Origin of the sequence: Peribacillus cavernae, assembly GCF_003989135.1 — a bacterium.
GTDB classification, from domain to species: domain Bacteria; phylum Bacillota; class Bacilli; order Bacillales; family DSM-1321; genus Peribacillus; species Peribacillus cavernae.
In genome coordinates this window covers 14,754-34,355 of sequence record NZ_RYZZ01000031.1, presented here as the reverse complement: position 1 = coordinate 34,355, position 19,602 = coordinate 14,754, and the positions used below count along the sequence as shown (strand labels likewise).

The window sequence follows — 19,602 nt, the reverse complement described above, 5'->3', positions numbered from 1 at the left end:
GGGGGAGCAAACATGATCTATCGAGTTCAGTTGCTAAACGGCACTTTTCGTCCGAGTGCAAGCAGGTATCGTCTGAAACAAGCGGAAGAAGTCGTGCGTTTCGGCCCGAAATTGCTATTATTATATCTTTTGAGTCTTGTCATTTTTGGTATCAGTGCATACCTTGGCATCGGCTCCGAGTCGATTTCAAAGGAAGTGGCCGGGTTGAATGCCTCAGAATTCGAAAGTAAAAGGCTTCTGGTGTTTGCAGGAAAGCTTTTGTCAGGGATATTATTTCCTTCTATCTTTTTGTTCATGTCATCCTTGCTATTCTGGATCTTCACCGATATCGAATATAGGCGGATTGTCATTGTCCAGATGTTTGTCTTTGTAGTAGCCTTGTTTGAAAAAGCTGTAGCGATTCCGTTTCTTGTATTGATGGATCTCGATCAGGATTCAAATCCGTTTTCGTTTGGTGTCATTAGCCAGCATTATATATCTAACGATTTTTTTATCCACTTTTTTGGAGCAATCACGATTTTCCAGCTAGTGATCATTTGCTTGCAATATTATTATTTAAGATATCTTGCAGATACGAATCGATTTCTTATTTTGCTGGCAATTGGCCTGTTTTATATCGTTTCATGGTTTGCACAAGCGTTTTTATCATACATAAAAGTCAGCGTATTTTTCTAGGAGGTGTGAGTATGAAAAGATGGAAACTATATTCATCCATCTTGGCTGCGTTGATCTTTCTCACCGTGAACATCTATTTAATTGTAAAAGATGACAGCAAGGTGTCACGTACTGTGTTTGTAAAAGAGTGGACAACGGTTAAAAGTGAGGACATTATTGAAACCTTTCAAACAGAGGGGGTCATTAAGCCTAAAGAGGTATACCCTGTTTATTATGGAAGGGAAAATAAAGAATTTATGAAATTTCTCGTCCAGGAAGGTGACGCTGTAACCGCAGGAACTCCTTTATTTGAATATGACACTCCAAAGCTTGATACTCTTAAAGCCAATTTGGAAGCTGAAAAGAGCCAGATTACAGGGGAAATCGCTGCTATCGATGAATATATCGGCAAGTTGGAAAGTTATCAGGCAACCATACCGGAAACTGCATCAGGTGAGGATGTTAGTGAGCTTGAAACGGAACTTAATATAGAAGAAGATGCTTCGTCCGATATAATTCTCAGTACGATCGAGCAAGAAATTTACAAACAGGAATTGGAGAAAAGCAACCTGGAAGAAAAAATCAAAAAGTATGATACCCAGTTAAGCAATCAAGCGGACAGCGGTACAGCGACAGTTGCCAGTGAAGCCGATGGCGTTGTGAAGCAAATCGACCAAAATCTCGGAAATCCGATTATTACCATCGCTTCTTCACAATCAGCGGTGGAAGGGAATTTAAGCGAAAAGCAATTGAAGCAAGCAAAGCCAGGCATGAAAATAAAAATCACATCCACGGACTTGAAAAAGCCTGTAGATGGGACGCTGGAGCAAATTAACACCATTCCTGCAGAAGAGCCATCGGTAAAGAAGGCGAGTACTTATGTATATCAAGCTGCCATGAAGAAGGAGTCAGGCAAGTTAGTCAAAGGTTCCAGGGTAGGCGTTTCTGTAATTACCCGGGAGGCAAGAGGAGTCCCTGCCGTACCTGAAAAAGCAGTAAAACAGCAAAAGAAAAAGCCATTTTTATACCAACTGACATCGAAAGGGTATACGAGTAAACAATACATAGATAGGGGCCTGGCCTTTAAAGGAAAACAGGAAGTAAAGAACGGTGTCGCATTAGGGGACATCATTGTTCTGTCACCGGATGACCGTCTTCATAATCACTCTATGTTCATCACTCAGCTCAATGCAGAGAAGGTGAAAAAATCCGCGATAAAAAGAATACCGAAACGTGAAAAAGTCCGTTATCTTTTGATAGGCATTATAGAACAATAATAAAGAAGCGAAGTACAACTCCCTCTGACAATCGTGCAGGAGGGTTTTTTTATCCTGGAAAAGAGGGATGGATGGATAAATTGACTTTTCTATAATCCGTATTTGAGTATATTTATTTACAGATTCGTTTTTTTGAGATAATATATGTAACGTGCGATTTTTTCGCTTAATCTTAATAAAAGAACGGGGAAACCAGTTTTGTGGAGTGATATTCCACTGGGGTGAATTCAGTTGAAGGGGCTAAGTGTTCCAGGTCCTAACCCGACAGCTAACCTCGTCAGCGTCTTAAAGGGAACAGTATGAGATGTGTTCGCACACAATAGACACCTTTGTGTCTTTTTTTTGATATACCTTGTTTCCCTTGCCGAGGAAAAATGCTTTTTCAGCCTAGAACTATACAGAAGGTGAGGATGTAAATAATGAAGAAAATAGGATTAGCGTGGCAGATTTTTATTGGCCTTGTGCTGGGGATAATTGTAGGGGCAATCTTTTTTGGCAGCCCGCAGGTAGTAAATTACTTACAGCCAATTGGTGATATTTTTCTCCGCTTGATTAAAATGATTGTTGTACCGATTGTCATTTCCAGTATCGTTGTTGCGGTTGCCGGTGTCGGTGATATTAAGCAATTAGGGAAAATCGGCGGTAAAACGATTTTATACTTTGAAGTTATCACGACGATTGCGATCATTATCGGCCTAGTAGCCGCAAACCTGTTCCAACCGGGGACAGGTGTTGAAATGGATAGGCTGAATAAAACGGATATTAACAGCTATGTAGATACAGCTGAACAACAGGAAGACCACTCCTTGGTTGAAACGTTCGTCAACATTGTTCCAACCAACCCAATTGCGGCTCTTGCGGAAGGGGATATGTTGGCGATTATCTTCTTTGCTTTAGTATTAGGTCTCGGGATTAACGCAATTGGCGAGAAAGGGAAACCGGTTCTTGCCTTCTTCCAGGGAACGGCCGACGCCATGTTCTATGTGACAAACCAGATCATGAAATTGGCTCCATTCGGTGTGTTCGCATTGATTGGCGTTACGGTTTCCAAGTTTGGGATTGAGTCGTTAATCCCATTGGGTAAACTGGTGTTATCTGTTTATGGAACGATGATTTTCTTTATTCTTGTTGTTCTTGGATTGGTAGCGAAATTAGTCGGATTCAACATCTTCAAACTGATTAAGACGTTAAAGGAAGAGTTGATCTTAGCTTACTCAACAGCAAGTTCAGAGGCAGTGCTTCCAAAAGTCATGGAGAAGATGGAGAAGATTGGCGTACCAAAGCATATCGCTTCATTCGTTATCCCAACTGGTTACTCCTTCAACCTTGATGGATCAACCCTTTATCAGGCATTGGCCGCTGTTTTCATCGCCCAAATGTACGGCATTGATATGAGCATTGCCGACCAGGTATCATTAATGCTTGTGTTAATGGTTACCTCTAAGGGAATCGCCGGTGTCCCTGGAGTATCGTTTGTTGTCCTTCTGGCAACGCTCGGAACAGTAGGCATTCCAGTTGAAGGACTGGCATTTATCGCAGGTATCGACCGTATCCTTGATATGGCACGTACAGCGGTAAACGTTGTCGGAAACTCTCTGGCCACAATCGTCATTGCCAAATGGGAAGGCAAGTTCAATCCAAACCATACCGAGCAGATCGCTGAAAATATTGGCTAAACAATCAAAACCAGAGTGGATGTATTCACTCTGGTTTTTTTTAGATAATTAAGATTGGTTGGATAACCAACCATTCAAAGATTTGTGCAGGAGAAAATACTAAGATGGCAGCGCCTGCCTTTCACTCATCGCTCATAAACTTGAATAATCGCTCATAACTTGAAATCTATTACCCGGTGACTTGTCTTCAGTCCTTTTTTCTATGTGTAACTGAAACGTTTTAGAAATTTAAAGAATTGCCTTCCTTCTGAGTGATCATATTTAGTCACAAAGTAACTGTGCGAACTAGGAAGGGCAATTGAATGGTTCCTGACTTCGAGTAGCCTTCCTTCCATAAGCTCTCTCCTGACTGTCGATATTGGAAGAAATGATATCCCCAGCCCCTCTTCGATGAATTTTTTCGTCACGTGCACCTGGGAAACAACCATTGTGCGGATTTCAGGGTAGTTTCTTTTTATATCAAGCAATAAATGGTCCCAGTATTCCGGGTGGTTATGGGACATAATCCTATACGTGGAAAATAACTCTTCAATGTCAATTGGCGGGCTGTTTTCGCTGTCCCAGCCGTCGTGGGGGGCGACCAAGATTACCGGGTCTTCGTACAGGGGCAGGCAGGTTAAATCGGTGTGGGTCACGTTCATTCTTGATAAACCACAATCCGCTTCACCGGAAAGGACAGAGGCTAAAACATCTTTCGATTCAAGTACTTGTATGTCGATACTGATTTGTGGATAGTCATGCATATAGTTTCTTAATATGAACGGCATGATAGAGGCTGCAATTAATGGAGAAATTGCGATTGTGAGTTTTCGTGAAAACCCCTGTTTAAAATTCTCTAAATCTGTCATTCCTTCACTATGAACGGAAAGAATTTTCTGTGCATGTGGCAAAAAACGCCTTCCCTCTTCAGTCAGAACCACTTTCCGTCCGATTCTTTCAAATAACCTGCTTCCGATATAGTTTTCTAATAGCTTGATATGTACGGTGACAGAAGGTTGTGAGATAAACAGCTTTTCGGACGCCATACGAAAGTTTTCATATTTAGCCGCTATTACAAAGGTTTTGATCCATTTCAATTCCATGGTTACTCCTTTCTGATTAAAAAAATTAATCAATATTTGATAATTTACTTAATATTCATTATTGATTATACCACTTATAATGAGTGTGTAAGGGAGGAGGGAATTTATGGTTACGAAAGGCTTAAAAGGTATTCCAGCAGCTGAGACGTCAATATGTTTTATTGATGGTGAAAAAGGAACACTGATTTATCGCGGGTATGAAGCAAGCAAACTCGCATTATCGCATAGCTTTGAAGAGACAGCATATCTGCTTTGGAATGGAAAATTTCCAGAAGGAGCAGAATTGGGTTCTTTTAAGAAAGAGCTCGCAGCGGGCAGAGAATTACCTGAATACGTAAAAGGAATATTGGATCATTTGCCTGAAAACATGGGGATCATGGAAGTTATCCGAACTTGTACTTCGGCGATGGGGACAAAGGAATATGGCTGGAAACCTTCCTTAGCGCAGGCAATCAGACTAACAGCCGTCATGCCCGTTTTAATTGCCTATCGATATAGAAAAATACGGGGATTCGCTCCGACGCGGCGATTATGAAAGCAATTGATATGGAGGCGGAGCTGTTTACGCCAACATTTACCGCTGCCCGGACAGTTGGGTGGACGGCCCATGTTCTGGAACAATCGGCTGATAACGCTATCTACCGTCCAGAATCGATATACACCGACCCGTTTTATTCGAACTAAAAACAAGAAGCTCACCAGGATCGAGTTTGGGGAGCTTCTTACTGATTTTTGACGGTTATAAACGGAATTTCATCTTGCATTTATAGTTTGTGTTGAAAATGTCATCCATTAGTAGGAATATTTGATTTCTTAAGGTGGCCGAAAAGGAATAAAAAGAAATTCAAGCGAACAAACTTACTATTTAAGCGAAAATCCTCCGTAATTAAGCGATACTTCAGTCCATTTAAGCGAAAGTCCTCAGTAGGGTCCTGGATAGTGAGAAAGGGAGTCCCAGCCATTAACGCAAAGGAAATGATACTGCAAATAAGCCAATGCTTCAACACCATATAGAGACGTACTATTTAATTGTATGTGACATATTCCCTTCAAAAATAATCTCCGGGTGTTTTTCTGTAACAACAATTTTAGTTAAGCTGGTATTGCCCAAGCTATGTTGCGTAAACAGCTTTTCCAGCGGCAGGTTTTTAATATATGCGATTAATATTCTTAAAGTGATGGAGTGAGACACGACTAGGACCGTACCTGACGGATGTTTTTCAACAATGTGGTTGAATGCTGTTACCACCCGTTCGATAACATGAGCGAAAAGTTCGCCGCTGTTGCGGTTATAAAGATGGGGTGTTTCCCAGAATGCCTTATATTCTTGTTCATATTCTTTTCCGATTTCTGTCCGAATTTTTCCTTCCCAGTCCCCAAACCCCATTTCCCGTAATGATTCATCCTGGAAAATGGGGATGTCCCGACTTCCGATAATGAGCTCAGCCGTATGGTAGGCTCTTTTACTGGTACTTGAGTAGATTGTGTCGATTGGCACATCTTTTAGCCGACGCCCAAGAGCGAGGGCGTCATTGATTCCTTCTTCTGTCAACTCGCCGTTTCCCCAGCCCTGCAAACGCCCTTCAAGATTCCATTCTGTCTGTCCATGGCGGGTTAAATAAATCGTCAGCATAAAACTTCTCCTTACGTTAAATAGTGATTATATTATATTATAGTATTCTTTTCTCGAAAGCGGAATGTATGACTGCTCTTCTTATATAGCAAAATACTGAATCTTTCAAAAAAAGTGCGAAAGTAATACATACTTTCCGATTTTTTGGTAAAATAATCAGTAGCTGATTGAATCATGATACTATCTTCTTGCGTCATCACCAAATGTCAGGTTCGGAGGGTAACGAGTTACATGAAAAGTGGTATAAAAGATATCCTTTATATGCATTTACAGGACTCCGAACGATTTGTGATTTCGTCCGGAATGAACTTTCGTGAATTTGCCTATTCTCTTCAAAGTCCGCTTGCTAACCTTTTGTTATTAAAGCATGGCTACGAGGATGGGGAATTTAATATGAATACCCTGCTCGAATATATAAGCCAGGAAAATACGGTGAAATTGCTGAAGGAAGAGGTCCATGAGTATGGTGATTTCTGCTGGATTGATTTTGAGGAAGAAAGCGGGCTGGATGATTTAGATGGAAATGAAATAGCCGAGCTTTTATATATAGGTCATTGCAAACACCATCTAAAAGCACCCTTTTACCGAAAGTTAAACAATCAATTTGTATACCTGGCGCATGATGATGGCTGGTTTAACAAAGTTTACTACCGTTCGCTTGATACGTACTTTGCATTGTTGGGCCAGTTGCTTCCAATCAAAATGGAAGCACTCCGTGTCGAAAGAACGTGGCTCGGGAGAAAGAAACGAAGCGAATATCCTCCGGTGCCAGTTGAGATTATTCATCAACTTACCCGGTTGATCACCGAGGGTGCAGTATTTTCCTTCAATCAAGTGCAGCAATCAAGAAACAAACTTGAGATTCCAGTCTGGGTTGTCGGCGATTATGTAAACATGGACGACATGGCTGAGGGCTATAATAATAGTAAACAACAAAGCCCCAATGCCTTGATCATTTTTCAGCGTAAAACAAAAGAGTGGTCCGTTACGCTAAACAACCCTATAGTATGAAAAACCCCGGATTGTAATCCGGGGTTTTTCATGTAACGCCGCTTGAGGCACTTTTGGTAGCATTTTGGCGTAGGCCTTGCCATTTATTTCATAGGATAAAAGCAAAGGTCCGCAGTGGATTTGGAAAGGATCACCACTGAAGCTCTCTAAGAAAGAAGCCAATAGAAAATGATTTCGTTTTGTCCGGAAAATGTTACAATAAGAAACGGATAAAGAAGTATGGGAGGGAAACTACATGAAAACGAAACTTGGTTTACTGTACGGCGGAAAGTCAGCGGAGCATCATGTTTCCATGCAAACCGCTATGGCCGTCATTAAAGCGCTCGATTTAAAGGAATTTGACATACATCCGATTTACATAACCGAAGAGGGGGCCTGGATTAAAGGTCCGCAGCTGACAGGGCCTGTTGAAAGCGTCACAGAGCTCGCTTACTCTGGAGAAACGTCGATAGCGCCGATTGTATTATCTCAAGCTTCAGTGCTTGCTGAAGATGGGACCGGCAGCAATGATGGCGGCTTCGATGTAATCTTCCCGCTTCTTCACGGGCCGAATGGAGAAGATGGAACGGTCCAGGGAATGCTTGAACTGTTGAACCTTCCTTATGTAGGCAATGGTGTCCTAGCTTCTTCCGCGGGGATGGATAAAGTGATCATGAAAAACATTTTCGCCCAGTCTGGTCTTTCCCAGGTAAAATACACCTGGTTCATCCGCTCCGATTGGGAGAAGAGTCGTGAAGCCGCTTATCAAAAAGTGGAAGACGAACTTGGATATCCTTGCTTTGTCAAACCGGCTAATCTGGGATCGAGTGTCGGGATCAGCAAATGTGCATCAAAGGCTGAATTAGAGAGGGCTTTTGAAGAAGCATTCCAATTCGACCGTAAAATAATTGTTGAAGAAGGGATTGTTGCCAGAGAAGTTGAAATCGGGATCCTTGGAAATGATGAAGCGGAATGTTCAGTTGCAGGCGAAATCATCCCGAAAGAAGACTTTTACGATTACAAGGCAAAATATGAGGATGGAAACACAGCCCTCGTTATCCCGGCAGAAATTTCTGATCAGGAATATAACTTGCTTACTGAAATGGCGGCTACTGCATTTAAAGCATTGGATTGCTCCGGCCTTGTCCGGGCGGATTTCTTCTTGACCAAGGATGGAAAGCCATATATCAATGAAGTGAATACAATGCCCGGCTTTACACCATTCAGTATGTTCCCTTTGCTATGGAAGCATACAGGTGTAGAGTACCCTAAGCTTATCGAAAGATTAGTTAAACTGGCAAAGGAACGCCATGAAGAGAAGCAGAAAATTAAACATACGTTTTGATAATAACCCTGAAACTTAATACACGGACGGAAAGTGAGCAGGAGCAGCAATCTGAGAGCTTCTGCTTCGTTATTTATAGATGACAAAATCACAGCTGATTCGAAAAACGCAAGAAAACTTGTAGGAGGATGAAAATGATTGTAAGGACTTTAAAGCAGATTCATAAAATGGCCGGAGGTTTAAACGATATATCGGAACATGGAGGAATTGAAGTACACGGAGTATCAATTGATTCCAGAAATATCTCGAAAAAAAACTTATTTGTTCCGCTAAATGGAGAACAAGTAAATGGGCATCAATATGTAGAAATGGCAATAAGCCAGGGTGCATCGGCCTCCCTTTGGCAGGAAGATGTCCCGAATCCGCCGAAAGGAGTCCCGCTGATTGTCGTTACTGATACGTTAAAGGCATTGCAACATTTAGCAGAAGGATACCGGAATGAATTGACAATCAAGGTTGTCGGCATAACTGGCAGCAACGGGAAAACGACGACAAAGGATATGACCGCGGCCTTGCTCGAAACCACCTATAGGGTACACAAGACAAGCGGAAACTACAATAACCATATCGGTTTGCCATTAACGATTCTTTCGATGACGGAAGATACCGAGGCTGCTGTCCTGGAAATGGGCATGAGCAGCAGGGGGGAAATAGAGTTTCTATCGAAGCTTGCCCGTCCCGATGTGGCGATTATTACGAATATCGGTGAGGCCCATTTACTGGATCTCGGTTCCCGTGAAGAGATTGCCAATGCCAAGTTTGAAATTATGGTTGGACTCTCCGAGAACGGCACACTGATTTATCATGGTGATGAACCCTTGCTACAAAGCCGAGTAAGAGATAAGCAAGTAAGCAATCGTATCCTTTCTTTTGGCCGTAGTGATACAAATGATCTATACCCGCTGACGATCAAGCAGGAAAAGGACAGTACAATATTTACCCTTCCTGAAACCATGGGGGAATACATCATTCCGGTGCTGGGAAACCATAATGTGTTAAACGCACTCGCCGCGATGCTCGCTGCAAAAGAGCTGCATGTGGATGAAGAATCGATCCGTAAGGGACTCCGCAGCTTCCAGCTCACCCATATGAGAATGGAAATGGTTGAAGGGCTGCGCGGGGAAAAGATTATAAATGATGCCTATAATGCAAGTCCAACTTCGATGAAAGCTGCGATAGAGTTAATAGAGGACCTAACGGGATTTCCCGATAAATACCTCGTACTTGGTGATATGCTAGAGCTTGGGCCGCAGGAACAGGGTTTTCATGAGAAAATTGGCGAGCTGATCGACCCGGAAAAAATCAATAAAGTGTTTACCTTCGGGGAGTTGGGCAAAGCCATTGCAGAAGGCGCCGGAAAACGGTTTTCTTCTGAAAATATATTTGCTTTTCAGGATAAAAACGATCTGATTGCAGAACTCAGGAAACATGCAAAAGCAAATGATGTAATCCTCGTAAAAGCATCACGTGGTATGAAACTGGAAGAGGTCGTGCATGCCTTGCAAAAATAGGCATCTAATCCAAGATGGTTTATCGCGTATTAATGGACCGTATGTCATACATGAATCGAAATACTGTGTACCAAACGGTACGTTGATATGAGAAGAGGGGGAGTCACCCCCTTTAGTCAGTTGATTGCTTCATAATCTACTACTATGAATGCTTTTGATAAATCGTGATGAGTTTGTCTAATTTCTGGCTGCAACTAAGCGTGTCGTGGCTGTTTAAGCCAGTTTTTTCGGCAATCTGGACCATTTCTATTTTTAGCTGATCGATCGTTTTTTCTAATTCATAAATTTCCATAAAGCTCATATAAATACCTCTACTTTAGTCGTTTAGTGCAACACTACACATAAGTATCATTATGCAAAACTCCTTAATTAAATGGAACAGTTTAGACAAAACTTCCTAAAACCTGACATGAAATATTTTATTATTCTTTATCCACTTAGAAATTAAGACTTTTATCGACATCCAACCTCTTTCATTTTGGCGTATTTATATACTACTGTAAGCATATTAACCTACCGTTTGTTGTAAAGCATTATTTTGTGGCATATCCCTGGTGAATTGGTTCTTGTATAGGTTGGCATAGAAACCTTCTTTTAAGAGAAGCTCTTTATGGCTGCCCTTCTCAATCACCTTACCATGATCCATTACGAGTATTACATCTGCATTTTGAATGGTGGAAAGTCTATGAGCAATAATAAAACTTGTTTTTCCTTCCATCAATACTTTTAGGGCACGTTGTATATGAACCTCCGTTCTTGTATCGACATTACTAGTCGCTTCATCTAGAATTAAAATTGCCGGGTCGGCAAGGATTGCCCGTGCAATTGTCAGAAGCTGCTTTTGTCCCTGTGAAATATTGGACGCTTCTTCATTTAAAATGGTGTCATATCCATCAGAAAGGGTTCTTATAAAATAATCAGCATTTGCAGCCTTTGATGCACGAACAATTGCTTCTTCAGTAGCTGCTTTACTTCCGTAAGCAATATTATCTCGTATCGAACCAGTAAAGAGCCATGTGTCCTGAAGCACGATACCAAATAGACTGCGGAGATCGCTGCGCTTCAAATCACGAATATCGACATCATCTATGGTAATCCTTCCACTATTTATTTCATAAAATCTCATCAACAGATTAATTAATGTAGTTTTACCTGCACCAGTGGGGCCTACAATTGCTACCTTCTGCCCTTTTTTAACACTGATATTGAGGTCCTCAATCATTGGTTCGCCTTCTTGATAGCTAAACGAAACGTTGTGGAATTCTACAAAGCTTTTAGGCGAGCTAATAACTTTTGATGCAGATGCATCTGGAAGTTCCTCTTGTTCATCTAAAATCTCAAATACACGTTCAGCTGATGCGACAGTGGACTGCACAATATTTGCTATCGTGGACACTCGGGTAATTGGCTGTGAAAACTGCCTGACATATTGAATAAATGCTTGAATATCACCAATTTGTATCGTGTTTCTTGTGACGAGAATGCCACCGGCAACACAAACGAATACATAGCCGATATTGTTGATGAAACTCATGAGGGGCATTATCAATCCGGAGACGAATTGCGCTTTCCACCCAGAGTCGTACAACTTCTCATTCATGTCATTAAACTTTGTGGTGGATTTTTTCTCCAAACCGAATGCTTTTACAATATCGTGTCCGGAGTACATTTCTTCAACATGGCTATTCAATTTTCCTAGTGATTTTTGCTGCTCTCTGAAAAATACTTGTGCGCGAGCAGCGATTTTTGCTGTAACTAAATAGCTTAATGGCAAGGTTAGCAGGACGATAAGTGTCAGTAAAGGACTTATCGTCAACATCATCACCAGGACTCCAACCAGGGTAAGTAGAGATGTGATCAATTGTGTTAGAGTCTGCTGTATACTGCTGCTGATATTCTCAATATCATTCATAGCACGGCTTAAAATATCGCCATGTTTACGCGAATCGAAAAATGAAAGGGGAAGACGTGCTAATTTTTCATTCACTTCCTTACGAAGTGTAAAAATGACATTTTGGGAAATGCCAACAATCAGGAACTGCTGAATGTAACTAAATAACACACTCAGAATATAAAGTCCCCCTAATACAATAAGAATTTGCAGCAGTTTACCAAAATCTATTCCTGCATTCCGCACCGAATATAACCTTTCTACCATCCCTGAAAATATCTCTGTCGTAGCGAGACCCATAATCTTCGGACTGAGAATGGTAAAAGCTGTGCTTAGTACAGCCGTTAACAATACTAAGAGCAAGCGAAATTTGTGAGGCCTCAGATAGTGTAAAAGCCTTTTCAGTGTCCCTTTAAAATCTTTGGCACTCCTCACTGATTTTCTTTTTTTAATAACCGAATCCATTCTTGACCTAAGGTTCCTTTTTTGACGTCCTTCACTCACATTACCGCCTCCCCTGGTAGCTGAGACGTTACAATTTCCCTGTAGATCCCAGAGGTTTTCATCAACTTCTCATGGGTACCGATGCCTGCCGTCCTGCCTTCATCCAAAACGATAATTTGGTCTGCATGTAATATGCTGCTAATTCTTTGAGTTATAAAAAGCACCGTAGAACCTTGCATTTCTTTTTTTAGGGCTGCTTGCAGTTTTTCTTGTGTCCCATAGTCTAGCGCTGAAAAGCTATCATCAAAGATATAGATCTCGGATTTTCTTACCAAGGCCCGCGCTATCGAAAGGCGCTGCCTTTGTCCGCCGGATAAGTTAGCGCCTTTTTGTAAAACTTTCGAATACATCCCGTCTTTCATTTTCGTAATAAAATCACTGGCTTGAGCGATATCTGCGGCTTCCTTTATCTCTTCGTTAGTTGCAGATTCTTTTCCTAAACGGATGTTATCAGCAATTGTTCCAGAAAACAGGAGGGGTTTTTGAGGGACCAAGCCAATTTTGGATCGGAGGGTTTTTTGTGGAATATCACAAATATTAATGCCATCCACCGAAATAGTTCCTCGTTCAATTTCGTAGAAGCGAGGAATCATGTTGATTAAAGTAGATTTGCCAGCTCCGGTCCCGCCGATAATAGCTGTCACTTCTCCTGGCTTTGCAGAAAATGATAGGTTGGAGATCACGGGTTTTTCTGCACCGGGATAACGAAAGGTCACATCACGAAAGTCAATTTGTCCTCTTTTGCTATCGGTATACCCGGATAGAGGTTCTTCTTCATGGCTGGAGCAAGAATCGAGCACTTCGTTAATCCTGGCAGCTGAAACAGAAGCACGGGGAATCATAACAAACATAACCGAGGCCATGATAAGCGAGAACATGATTTGCGTGGCATATTGAATAATAGCCATTAGGTCTCCAACTTGAATGTGTTCGTTGCTTATCCGAATACTGCCAAACCAAATAGTAGCGATAATCGAGAAATTAAGTACAAGCGTTAGGATTGGTGTTAAAGTTGCCATTAATTTGTTAACCTTAATAGTGGTTTTAGAAAAGTCAAAATTTGCTTCGTTAAAGCGTTTCTTTTCAAAATCAAGACGATTAAATGATCGAATGACTCGCAGGCCCGTTAATCCTTCGCGTAATACCAGATTTAAACGGTCCAGTTTTTTCTGTACTAATTTAAAAAGTGGCAGTCCTTTTTTTGCAGTAATAAATACGGCGGCTACAATGAAAGGTAAGGCCGCAATGATAATCAATGAAAGTTTCGGGTCCGTGGAAAACACGATAATAATTCCGCCGAGGAACATAATTGGAGCGGTGATAAATATCTTCAATGTCATGGTTAGCACTTGCTGAACCTGAAGAATGTCATTGGTTGTTCTCATCATTAAAGAAGACGTTCCGATTTTATTAAAATCCATTAACGATAAATTTTCCACATGAGAAAATAACTTGCCCCTAAGGGTTTTGCCGAAACCCATTGCAACTCTCGAAGAATAGAAGTTTGTCAAAATGGACAGAATTACTCCGCTTCCAGCTACCAGCAGCATCAGACCGCCAATTTTTATAATAAGGTGAATATCACCGTTAACGATTCCTTCATCCACAATAGTAGCCATCAATGTTGGGAGAAAAAGCTGAGATAGAGATTGAAGAAATGTAAGAACTAATACAATAATCACAGGAATCTTATAAGGTTTTACAAACCTAAATAATTTTCTCATACCTTTTCAACTCCGTTCGGTTGGACTAAATTTATCCTGGATAGTAGCAGTAGGGTTCATATGAAAAAGCGGTTTCTACAAAAAAATAACCGGGGTGGAAATCACCCCGGAAATGTGTCGTTACATTTTAGAAATAATAACCACCTATTTACCACACAGGTAACTATTATAACAAGTCGTTCAGATCAATATCCACGTTACCGGAATCATTGACATTGCCATTAAGGATGTCGCTTAAGATTTGTGTGAAATCTACCATGATGTCACCTCCCTTGCTCAATATATGAAAGCTTGAGAATGATCGTAAGTACTCTAACGAACATATTGATAAGTAGTAAAGTTCAATAGAGTTTATAAAAGGTCACTTACGTCAATATCCGCGTTGCCGGAATCGTTGACATTGCCATTAAGGATGTCGCTCAAAATTTGTGTAAAATCTAACATAGTGCCACCTCCCTTGTTTACATATAGATAACGATTGAATGAAAGATTTGGATCACTCACAAGATGCTTTTTTTACCATTTGAGATCAAAAATACTTAGATCAGGTCACTCACGTCAATATCCACGTTACCGGAATCGTTGACACTGCCATTCAGGATGTCGCTCAAGATTTGAGTAATATCGTACATGATGTCACCTCCCTTGTTTACATATAGATAACGATTGAATGAAAGATTTGGATCACTCACAAGATGCTTTTTTTACCATTTGAGATCAAAAATACTTAGATCAGGTCACTCACGTCAATATCCACGTTACCGGAATCGTTGACACTGCCATTCAGGATGTCGCTCAAGATTTGAGTAATATCGTACATGATGTCACCCCCCTTGTTTACATATAGATAACGATTGAATGAAAGATTTGGATCACTATTAACCAGAGAAAAATATCCTTTATTGCATTAGAGCTATTAAAATGATATCATACAGTATGAGTTTACATGTCTTTTGAATTGGCGATAACGGTATATGCATATCCCTTAAAAAATGGCAGTCCTCATCATTTCTTTTGAAAGAGAATTCTTTAAAGGATTATATACTTTTCGATAAAATAGGCCGCGTGTCTTAACTTTCTATAAAAGGCTGCTCCTGGCAGCTTTTATTACAAATAGGAATGTATCGGTCAAAGGATGCTACTGCTAGAAGTATTACTCCAATGACTGTTCACAGGGAAACTAGCCGGCGGACGAACGCTGCGTTTCGCAAATTATCCTTTTTTACTGTTAGGCATATCTTGTGATTCATTTCCACTTCCGCACTCCCTCTACGCTTAAGGGCCTGTTTTGTGTAAGGAAAGCTTGGCACTGATCAAGTTTTATTTATGCAGTTGTTTCATTACAACTCTATAAGGAATTATGGTGCAGCAGCCCTCACCTAATCAATCGGCACTTTGTCGCCTGCTATTTTGACATTTCCGTTTATCCTGAGTTCAATTTGGTTACATATACTATTGAACAGATCTTTATGGACGATGCCCATTCTCTGGATTTTTTGTATGAATCCCGCGCTATGGCTTAGTTCATTACGTTTTCTTTTCGATAAATCATTATTGGGTTCATGATTTTTTAAAATGTAGCATTCTTTTAGGTGATAATGAGAAAACTTTTTCTTAAGAGAGAAAATTTTTATAATAAAAGGAGCACGAAAAAATTGACATTGTTTAGTGAATTAGGATTAGACAGTTCGACGATGAAATCAATCGAAAAAATGGGGTTTGAGGAAGCGACTCCCATTCAGGCTCAAACGATTCCATTAGGGTTAGAAGGCAAGGATCTGATCGGCCAGGCGCAGACAGGAACAGGTAAAACGGTCGCTTTTGGTATTCCATTGATGGAAAAAATAGATTTGAAAGATGAAAACGTCCAAGGAATCATTATTGCACCAACTCGCGAACTTGCCATTCAAGTTTCCGAGGAGCTTTTCAAGATTGGTTACGGAAAACGCGCCCGCGTCTTAGCCGTTTACGGTGGACAGGATATAGACCGCCAAATCCGTGCATTGAAGAAAAAACCGCATATTATTGTAGGTACTCCTGGACGTTTATTAGACCATATCAAGCGCAAGACACTCCGCCTTGGGGGAGTATCAACGGTAGTTCTTGATGAAGCCGATGAAATGCTGAATATGGGCTTTATTGAGGACATTGAGTCCATTCTTTCTACAGTGCCTGAAGAAAGGCAAACATTGCTTTTCTCCGCTACAATGCCTGAGCCTATCCGCAAAATTGCAGAAAGATTCATGAAAGACCCAACAATCGTACGTGTTAAAACAAAGGAAATGACAGTATCTAATATTGAACAGTACTATCTTGAATTAAGAGAAGGTGAGAAATTCGAATCTTTGGCACGTCTTTTCGATATTCAAACACCTGAATTAGCCATCGTTTTCGGACGTACAAAACGACGTGTTGATGAACTTTCTTCCGCATTGAACCTTCGCGGTTATATGGCTGAAGGAATTCATGGCGATCTAAGCCAGGCGAAACGTTTGTCTGTATTGAAGAAATTCAAAGAAGGAAACATCGATGTTCTTGTAGCGACAGACGTTGCTGCGCGCGGCCTTGATATCTCCGGCGTCACGCATGTATATAACTTTGATATTCCGCAGGATCCGGAAAGCTACGTTCACCGGATTGGCCGAACCGGAAGAGCAGGAAAGCATGGTGTTGCGATTACGTTTGTAACCCCAAGAGAAAGAGGTCAGCTCCAGGCTGTTGAACATACAACGAAAAAACGCATGGAGCGTATGAAGACTCCGACATTAACGGAAGCGTTGGAAGGACAACAAAAAGCGGTATCAGAAAAGATTATCAATGCTGTTGAAAACGAAGACTTATCCCTTTATCTGCCCCAGGCAGAAGAGCTTCTCCAAAAGCACAACGCTGTTGATTTAGTGGCCGCGGTCCTGAAGTCAATGACTAAGGAGCCTGATACGACTCCAGTTAAATTGACAGAGGAATCACCGATGCCAATGCGACGCGGTGGGGGAGACCGTAACAGATCTGGATCTGGATCTAACAATAGATCACGCAATGGAAGAGGACCAACTGGCCGCAAGGATTATGGCAACAAGCGAAATAACAATAATCGTAAACCAGGCGGAAATCGCGGATCCAGCCAAAGAAGAGAACAATATAATAAATAAACCGTTCATTAAAGAGCTTCCTCAGGTAGGGGCTCTTTTTTTGGTGTCTAGCGCAAGCAGCCCAGGCAGTTTCCATCTTTGACATAACTCCCTCGAATAACTTTCCTTAGGTGATGCTTTTCGCAGTCTAAGTCATAATCCAAGGCAAAAAAGCGCTATCTTTCGGATCGTTACATATAGTATACTTTGTACGGACTAATAAAAAATGGTAAAAAGAGAGGAGACCAATTATTGACACCTCAAAAACACATTTCAGAAAAAGCGTTAAAAGTTTGGCGTCTAACTGGCCTGTTTATTTCGATAGCATGCTGGGCTGTTATGATAGCGGCAGTAGTCGTTATTTTGATTTTTGATTGGCCGTTATGGTTAGCGGTTGGAATTGGTCTTCTTGCAATGTTTTTTGCATACATCGCTATCTATCTTGTGCCGCTTATCAGATGGAAAAGATGGAGGTACGACGTTAGGGAAACCGAGATTGAAATCCAGAGCGGGCTGCTCATTATCAAAAGGACTCTGGTTCCGATGGTTCGTGTTCAGCATGTGGATACAAAGCATGGGCCGCTTCTAAGAAAATATGGCCTGGCTTCTGTAGAAATCTCCACAGCAGCTACCATTCATGAAATCCCTGCTCTTGATATCTCTGAAGCGGACAACCTGCGTTTTTACATATCGAAAATGGCGAGTGTGGTGGAAGAAGATGTCTGAATCAAAGCGACTTCACCCTGTAGCTGCGGTTTCAAGTGCGATTAAATTGATAAAAGACGCTCTGATTCCATTAGTGATATTCATCCTGTTTGGAGGGGGTGGCGTCTCAGGCAGATGGGCAATGTTTGAGTTCATTGCCATCCCGGTTTTCATTCTTCTTTTTGTTGGGTATGGAATCCTTGATTGGCTGCGGTTTACATACAGAATAGAAGCAGGCGAATTACGGATCGAATCAGGAGTTTTTATCAGAAAGAAAAGATATATCCGTTTTGAAAGAATTCATAGTCTGGATAAAACCGAAGGAATTCTGCAGCGTTTATTTGGCCTTGTGAAGCTGAAAGTGGAAACGGCAGGATCGAGCGGAGATCAGGCTGATGCAACATTAACGGCTATTTCCAAGAACGAAGCGGAAAGAATAAACCGCATTTTTCATGAGGTAAAGAGTAGCGGCAAGATAGCTTCAGCTGCCGAAACGCAAGAAATTCAGGGTGTGGAAAAGACAGAAGAAATACAAAGTGTGTTTCAGCAATCATTCAGAGAACTATTTATTATGGCTGCAACTTCAGGCGGAGTAGGAGTGGTCTTTTCAGGAGCGCTGGCATTCTTTGGACAATTCGAAGAGATTATTCCTTATACGCGCTTATTTACAGGCTTTGAACAGTTTGCGAAAGGAAGCGTTGCCTTTATAGCGATAATCGTTGTGTTCGGCTTGTTATTTGCTTATTTGATAGCTACAGCCGGTATCGTCCTGAAATATGCTTTTTTTACCGTCAAGAAAAATGAGGATAAGATCGTCATTTCAAGAGGTCTGCTGGAGAGAAGACAACTTACGATTCCGCTAGAGAAAGTCCAGGCTATCAGGATCACCGAAAATTTAATCAGACAGCCACTCGGCTATGCAAGTGTGTATGTCGAATATGCCGGCGGTTCAATTCTTGATAAGGAAAGCTCTCATATCATGCTTTTTCCATTGATAAAAAAAGAAAAAATCCAGGAAATGATCCGCCAGTTCATTCCTGAATACGAGATCCAGGTCCAAGTAAACCCTCTTCCTAAGCGTTCTTTTAAAAGGTATCAGTTCCGGGTCTGGCTGATCATCATTCCAGCAGCGGCGATCTGTTCCTATTTATATCAGCCCTGGGGCTATTTGTCGCTGCTTTTTATGCCGCTTGGTGCTTCCTGGGCTTATCTATGCTATCGCGGCGCCGGCTGGAACATCACAGGAAATCAACTGCAGCTCAGATCTCGTTTTTTTTCTAAGCAAACTTTTATCTTTCAAAAGAAAAGAATCCAGGCGGTTTATTCTGAAGTCAGTCCATTCCAGAAAAGAGCAAATCTTGCTTCCGTTTCGGCAGTAGTGAAGTCAGGGGCAGGGCCGCGCGCAGGGAAAGTAGTAGACTTGGAAGCGGAGGACTCAGACCGGATCAAGGAATGGTTTTTCGAGCGAAAGAACTAATTCTT

At 41.4% G+C, this 19,602-nt stretch carries 16 protein-coding genes and 1 riboswitch; of the genes, 11 read left to right on the top strand and 5 right to left on the bottom strand.

Annotated features, from left to right (window positions below; genetic code table 11):
• The first annotated feature begins 12 nt into the window (after positions 1-12).
• The 3 genes from ELQ35_RS17800 (at position 13) to ELQ35_RS17790 (ending at position 3,607) form a co-directional block, all read left to right on the top strand.
• A complete protein-coding gene (locus tag ELQ35_RS17800; RefSeq protein WP_126866557.1) occupies positions 13-675 on the top strand; it encodes a hypothetical protein in 663 nt (220 codons plus the stop codon).
• Positions 676-686: 11 nt separating this feature from the next.
• Entirely contained in the window at positions 687-1,931 is a 1,245-nt protein-coding gene (locus ELQ35_RS17795) for an efflux RND transporter periplasmic adaptor subunit (protein ID WP_185861821.1), read from the top strand.
• A gap of 153 nt (positions 1,932-2,084) precedes the next feature.
• Positions 2,085-2,229, top strand: a riboswitch (cyclic di-AMP (ydaO/yuaA leader).
• A 121-nt stretch (positions 2,230-2,350) separates the two neighbouring features.
• Positions 2,351-3,607, top strand: a complete 1,257-nt coding sequence (locus tag ELQ35_RS17790) for a cation:dicarboxylate symporter family transporter (protein WP_126866555.1) — start codon at positions 2,351-2,353, stop codon at positions 3,605-3,607.
• A gap of 200 nt (positions 3,608-3,807) precedes the next feature.
• Here the strand turns inward: ELQ35_RS17790 and ELQ35_RS17785 are convergent, their stop codons facing one another.
• The gene (locus tag ELQ35_RS17785; protein ID WP_126866554.1) at positions 3,808-4,689 is read right to left on the bottom strand and encodes a LysR family transcriptional regulator; all 882 of its coding nucleotides are present in this window, start codon (positions 4,687-4,689) and stop codon (positions 3,808-3,810) included.
• A gap of 106 nt (positions 4,690-4,795) precedes the next feature.
• Here ELQ35_RS17785 and ELQ35_RS17780 point away from each other — a divergent pair, with 106 nt between their 5' ends.
• Complete coding sequence (locus ELQ35_RS17780; RefSeq protein ID WP_370873541.1) at positions 4,796-5,224, top strand: citrate/2-methylcitrate synthase; 429 nt, start codon at positions 4,796-4,798, stop codon at positions 5,222-5,224.
• Positions 5,221-5,373, top strand: coding sequence for a citrate/2-methylcitrate synthase (locus tag ELQ35_RS23830; protein WP_370873540.1), 153 nt, complete (start codon positions 5,221-5,223; stop codon positions 5,371-5,373). Before ELQ35_RS17780 ends, ELQ35_RS23830 begins: the two co-directional genes overlap by 4 nt.
• A 337-nt stretch (positions 5,374-5,710) precedes the next feature.
• On the opposite strand, the gene ELQ35_RS17775 is transcribed toward ELQ35_RS23830, so the two are convergent.
• Positions 5,711-6,322 carry a histidine phosphatase family protein gene (locus ELQ35_RS17775; protein WP_126866553.1) on the bottom strand — a complete coding sequence of 204 codons (612 nt, stop codon included), beginning with the start codon at positions 6,320-6,322 and terminating at the stop codon, positions 5,711-5,713.
• Between the two features lie 231 nt (positions 6,323-6,553).
• Here ELQ35_RS17775 and ELQ35_RS17770 point away from each other — a divergent pair, with 231 nt between their 5' ends.
• The 3 genes from ELQ35_RS17770 to ELQ35_RS17760 all read left to right on the top strand — a co-directional run bounded on the left by ELQ35_RS17770 (position 6,554) and on the right by ELQ35_RS17760 (position 10,168).
• Positions 6,554-7,333: a hypothetical protein gene (locus ELQ35_RS17770; protein ID WP_126866552.1), complete on the top strand. Its 780-nt coding sequence runs from the start codon at positions 6,554-6,556 to the stop codon at positions 7,331-7,333.
• Positions 7,334-7,568: 235 nt separating this feature from the next.
• Positions 7,569-8,657, top strand: coding sequence for a D-alanine--D-alanine ligase (locus ELQ35_RS17765; RefSeq protein ID WP_126866551.1), 1,089 nt, complete (start codon positions 7,569-7,571; stop codon positions 8,655-8,657).
• Positions 8,658-8,791: 134 nt separating this feature from the next.
• Positions 8,792-10,168 (top strand): UDP-N-acetylmuramoyl-tripeptide--D-alanyl-D-alanine ligase, encoded by a 1,377-nt coding sequence (locus tag ELQ35_RS17760; RefSeq protein ID WP_126866550.1) that lies wholly within the window; start codon positions 8,792-8,794, stop codon positions 10,166-10,168.
• 142 nt (positions 10,169-10,310) lie between these two features.
• On the opposite strand, the gene ELQ35_RS17755 is transcribed toward ELQ35_RS17760, so the two are convergent.
• From ELQ35_RS17755 to ELQ35_RS17745, 3 genes are all read right to left on the bottom strand, one after another.
• The gene (locus tag ELQ35_RS17755; protein WP_126866549.1) at positions 10,311-10,469 is read right to left on the bottom strand and encodes an aspartyl-phosphate phosphatase Spo0E family protein; all 159 of its coding nucleotides are present in this window, start codon (positions 10,467-10,469) and stop codon (positions 10,311-10,313) included.
• A gap of 207 nt (positions 10,470-10,676) precedes the next feature.
• Entirely contained in the window at positions 10,677-12,524 is a 1,848-nt protein-coding gene (locus ELQ35_RS17750) for an ABC transporter ATP-binding protein (RefSeq protein WP_126866563.1), read from the bottom strand.
• Positions 12,525-12,559: 35 nt separating this feature from the next.
• Complete coding sequence (locus tag ELQ35_RS17745; RefSeq protein WP_126866548.1) at positions 12,560-14,287, bottom strand: ABC transporter ATP-binding protein; 1,728 nt, start codon at positions 14,285-14,287, stop codon at positions 12,560-12,562.
• A 1,655-nt stretch (positions 14,288-15,942) separates the two neighbouring features.
• Between ELQ35_RS17745 and cshA the strand changes: the two genes are divergently transcribed.
• The 3 genes from cshA (at position 15,943) to ELQ35_RS17730 (ending at position 19,597) form a co-directional block, all read left to right on the top strand.
• Complete coding sequence (gene cshA, locus ELQ35_RS17740) at positions 15,943-17,436, top strand: degradosome RNA helicase CshA (RefSeq protein WP_126866547.1); 1,494 nt, start codon at positions 15,943-15,945, stop codon at positions 17,434-17,436.
• 231 nt (positions 17,437-17,667) lie between these two features.
• Positions 17,668-18,141, top strand: a complete 474-nt coding sequence (locus tag ELQ35_RS17735) for a PH domain-containing protein (RefSeq protein WP_246026120.1) — start codon at positions 17,668-17,670, stop codon at positions 18,139-18,141.
• A complete protein-coding gene (locus ELQ35_RS17730) occupies positions 18,134-19,597 on the top strand; it encodes a PH domain-containing protein (protein ID WP_126866546.1) in 1,464 nt (487 codons plus the stop codon). The genes ELQ35_RS17735 and ELQ35_RS17730 overlap by 8 nt, the downstream gene beginning before the upstream one ends.
• Positions 19,598-19,602: the final 5 nt, after the last annotated feature.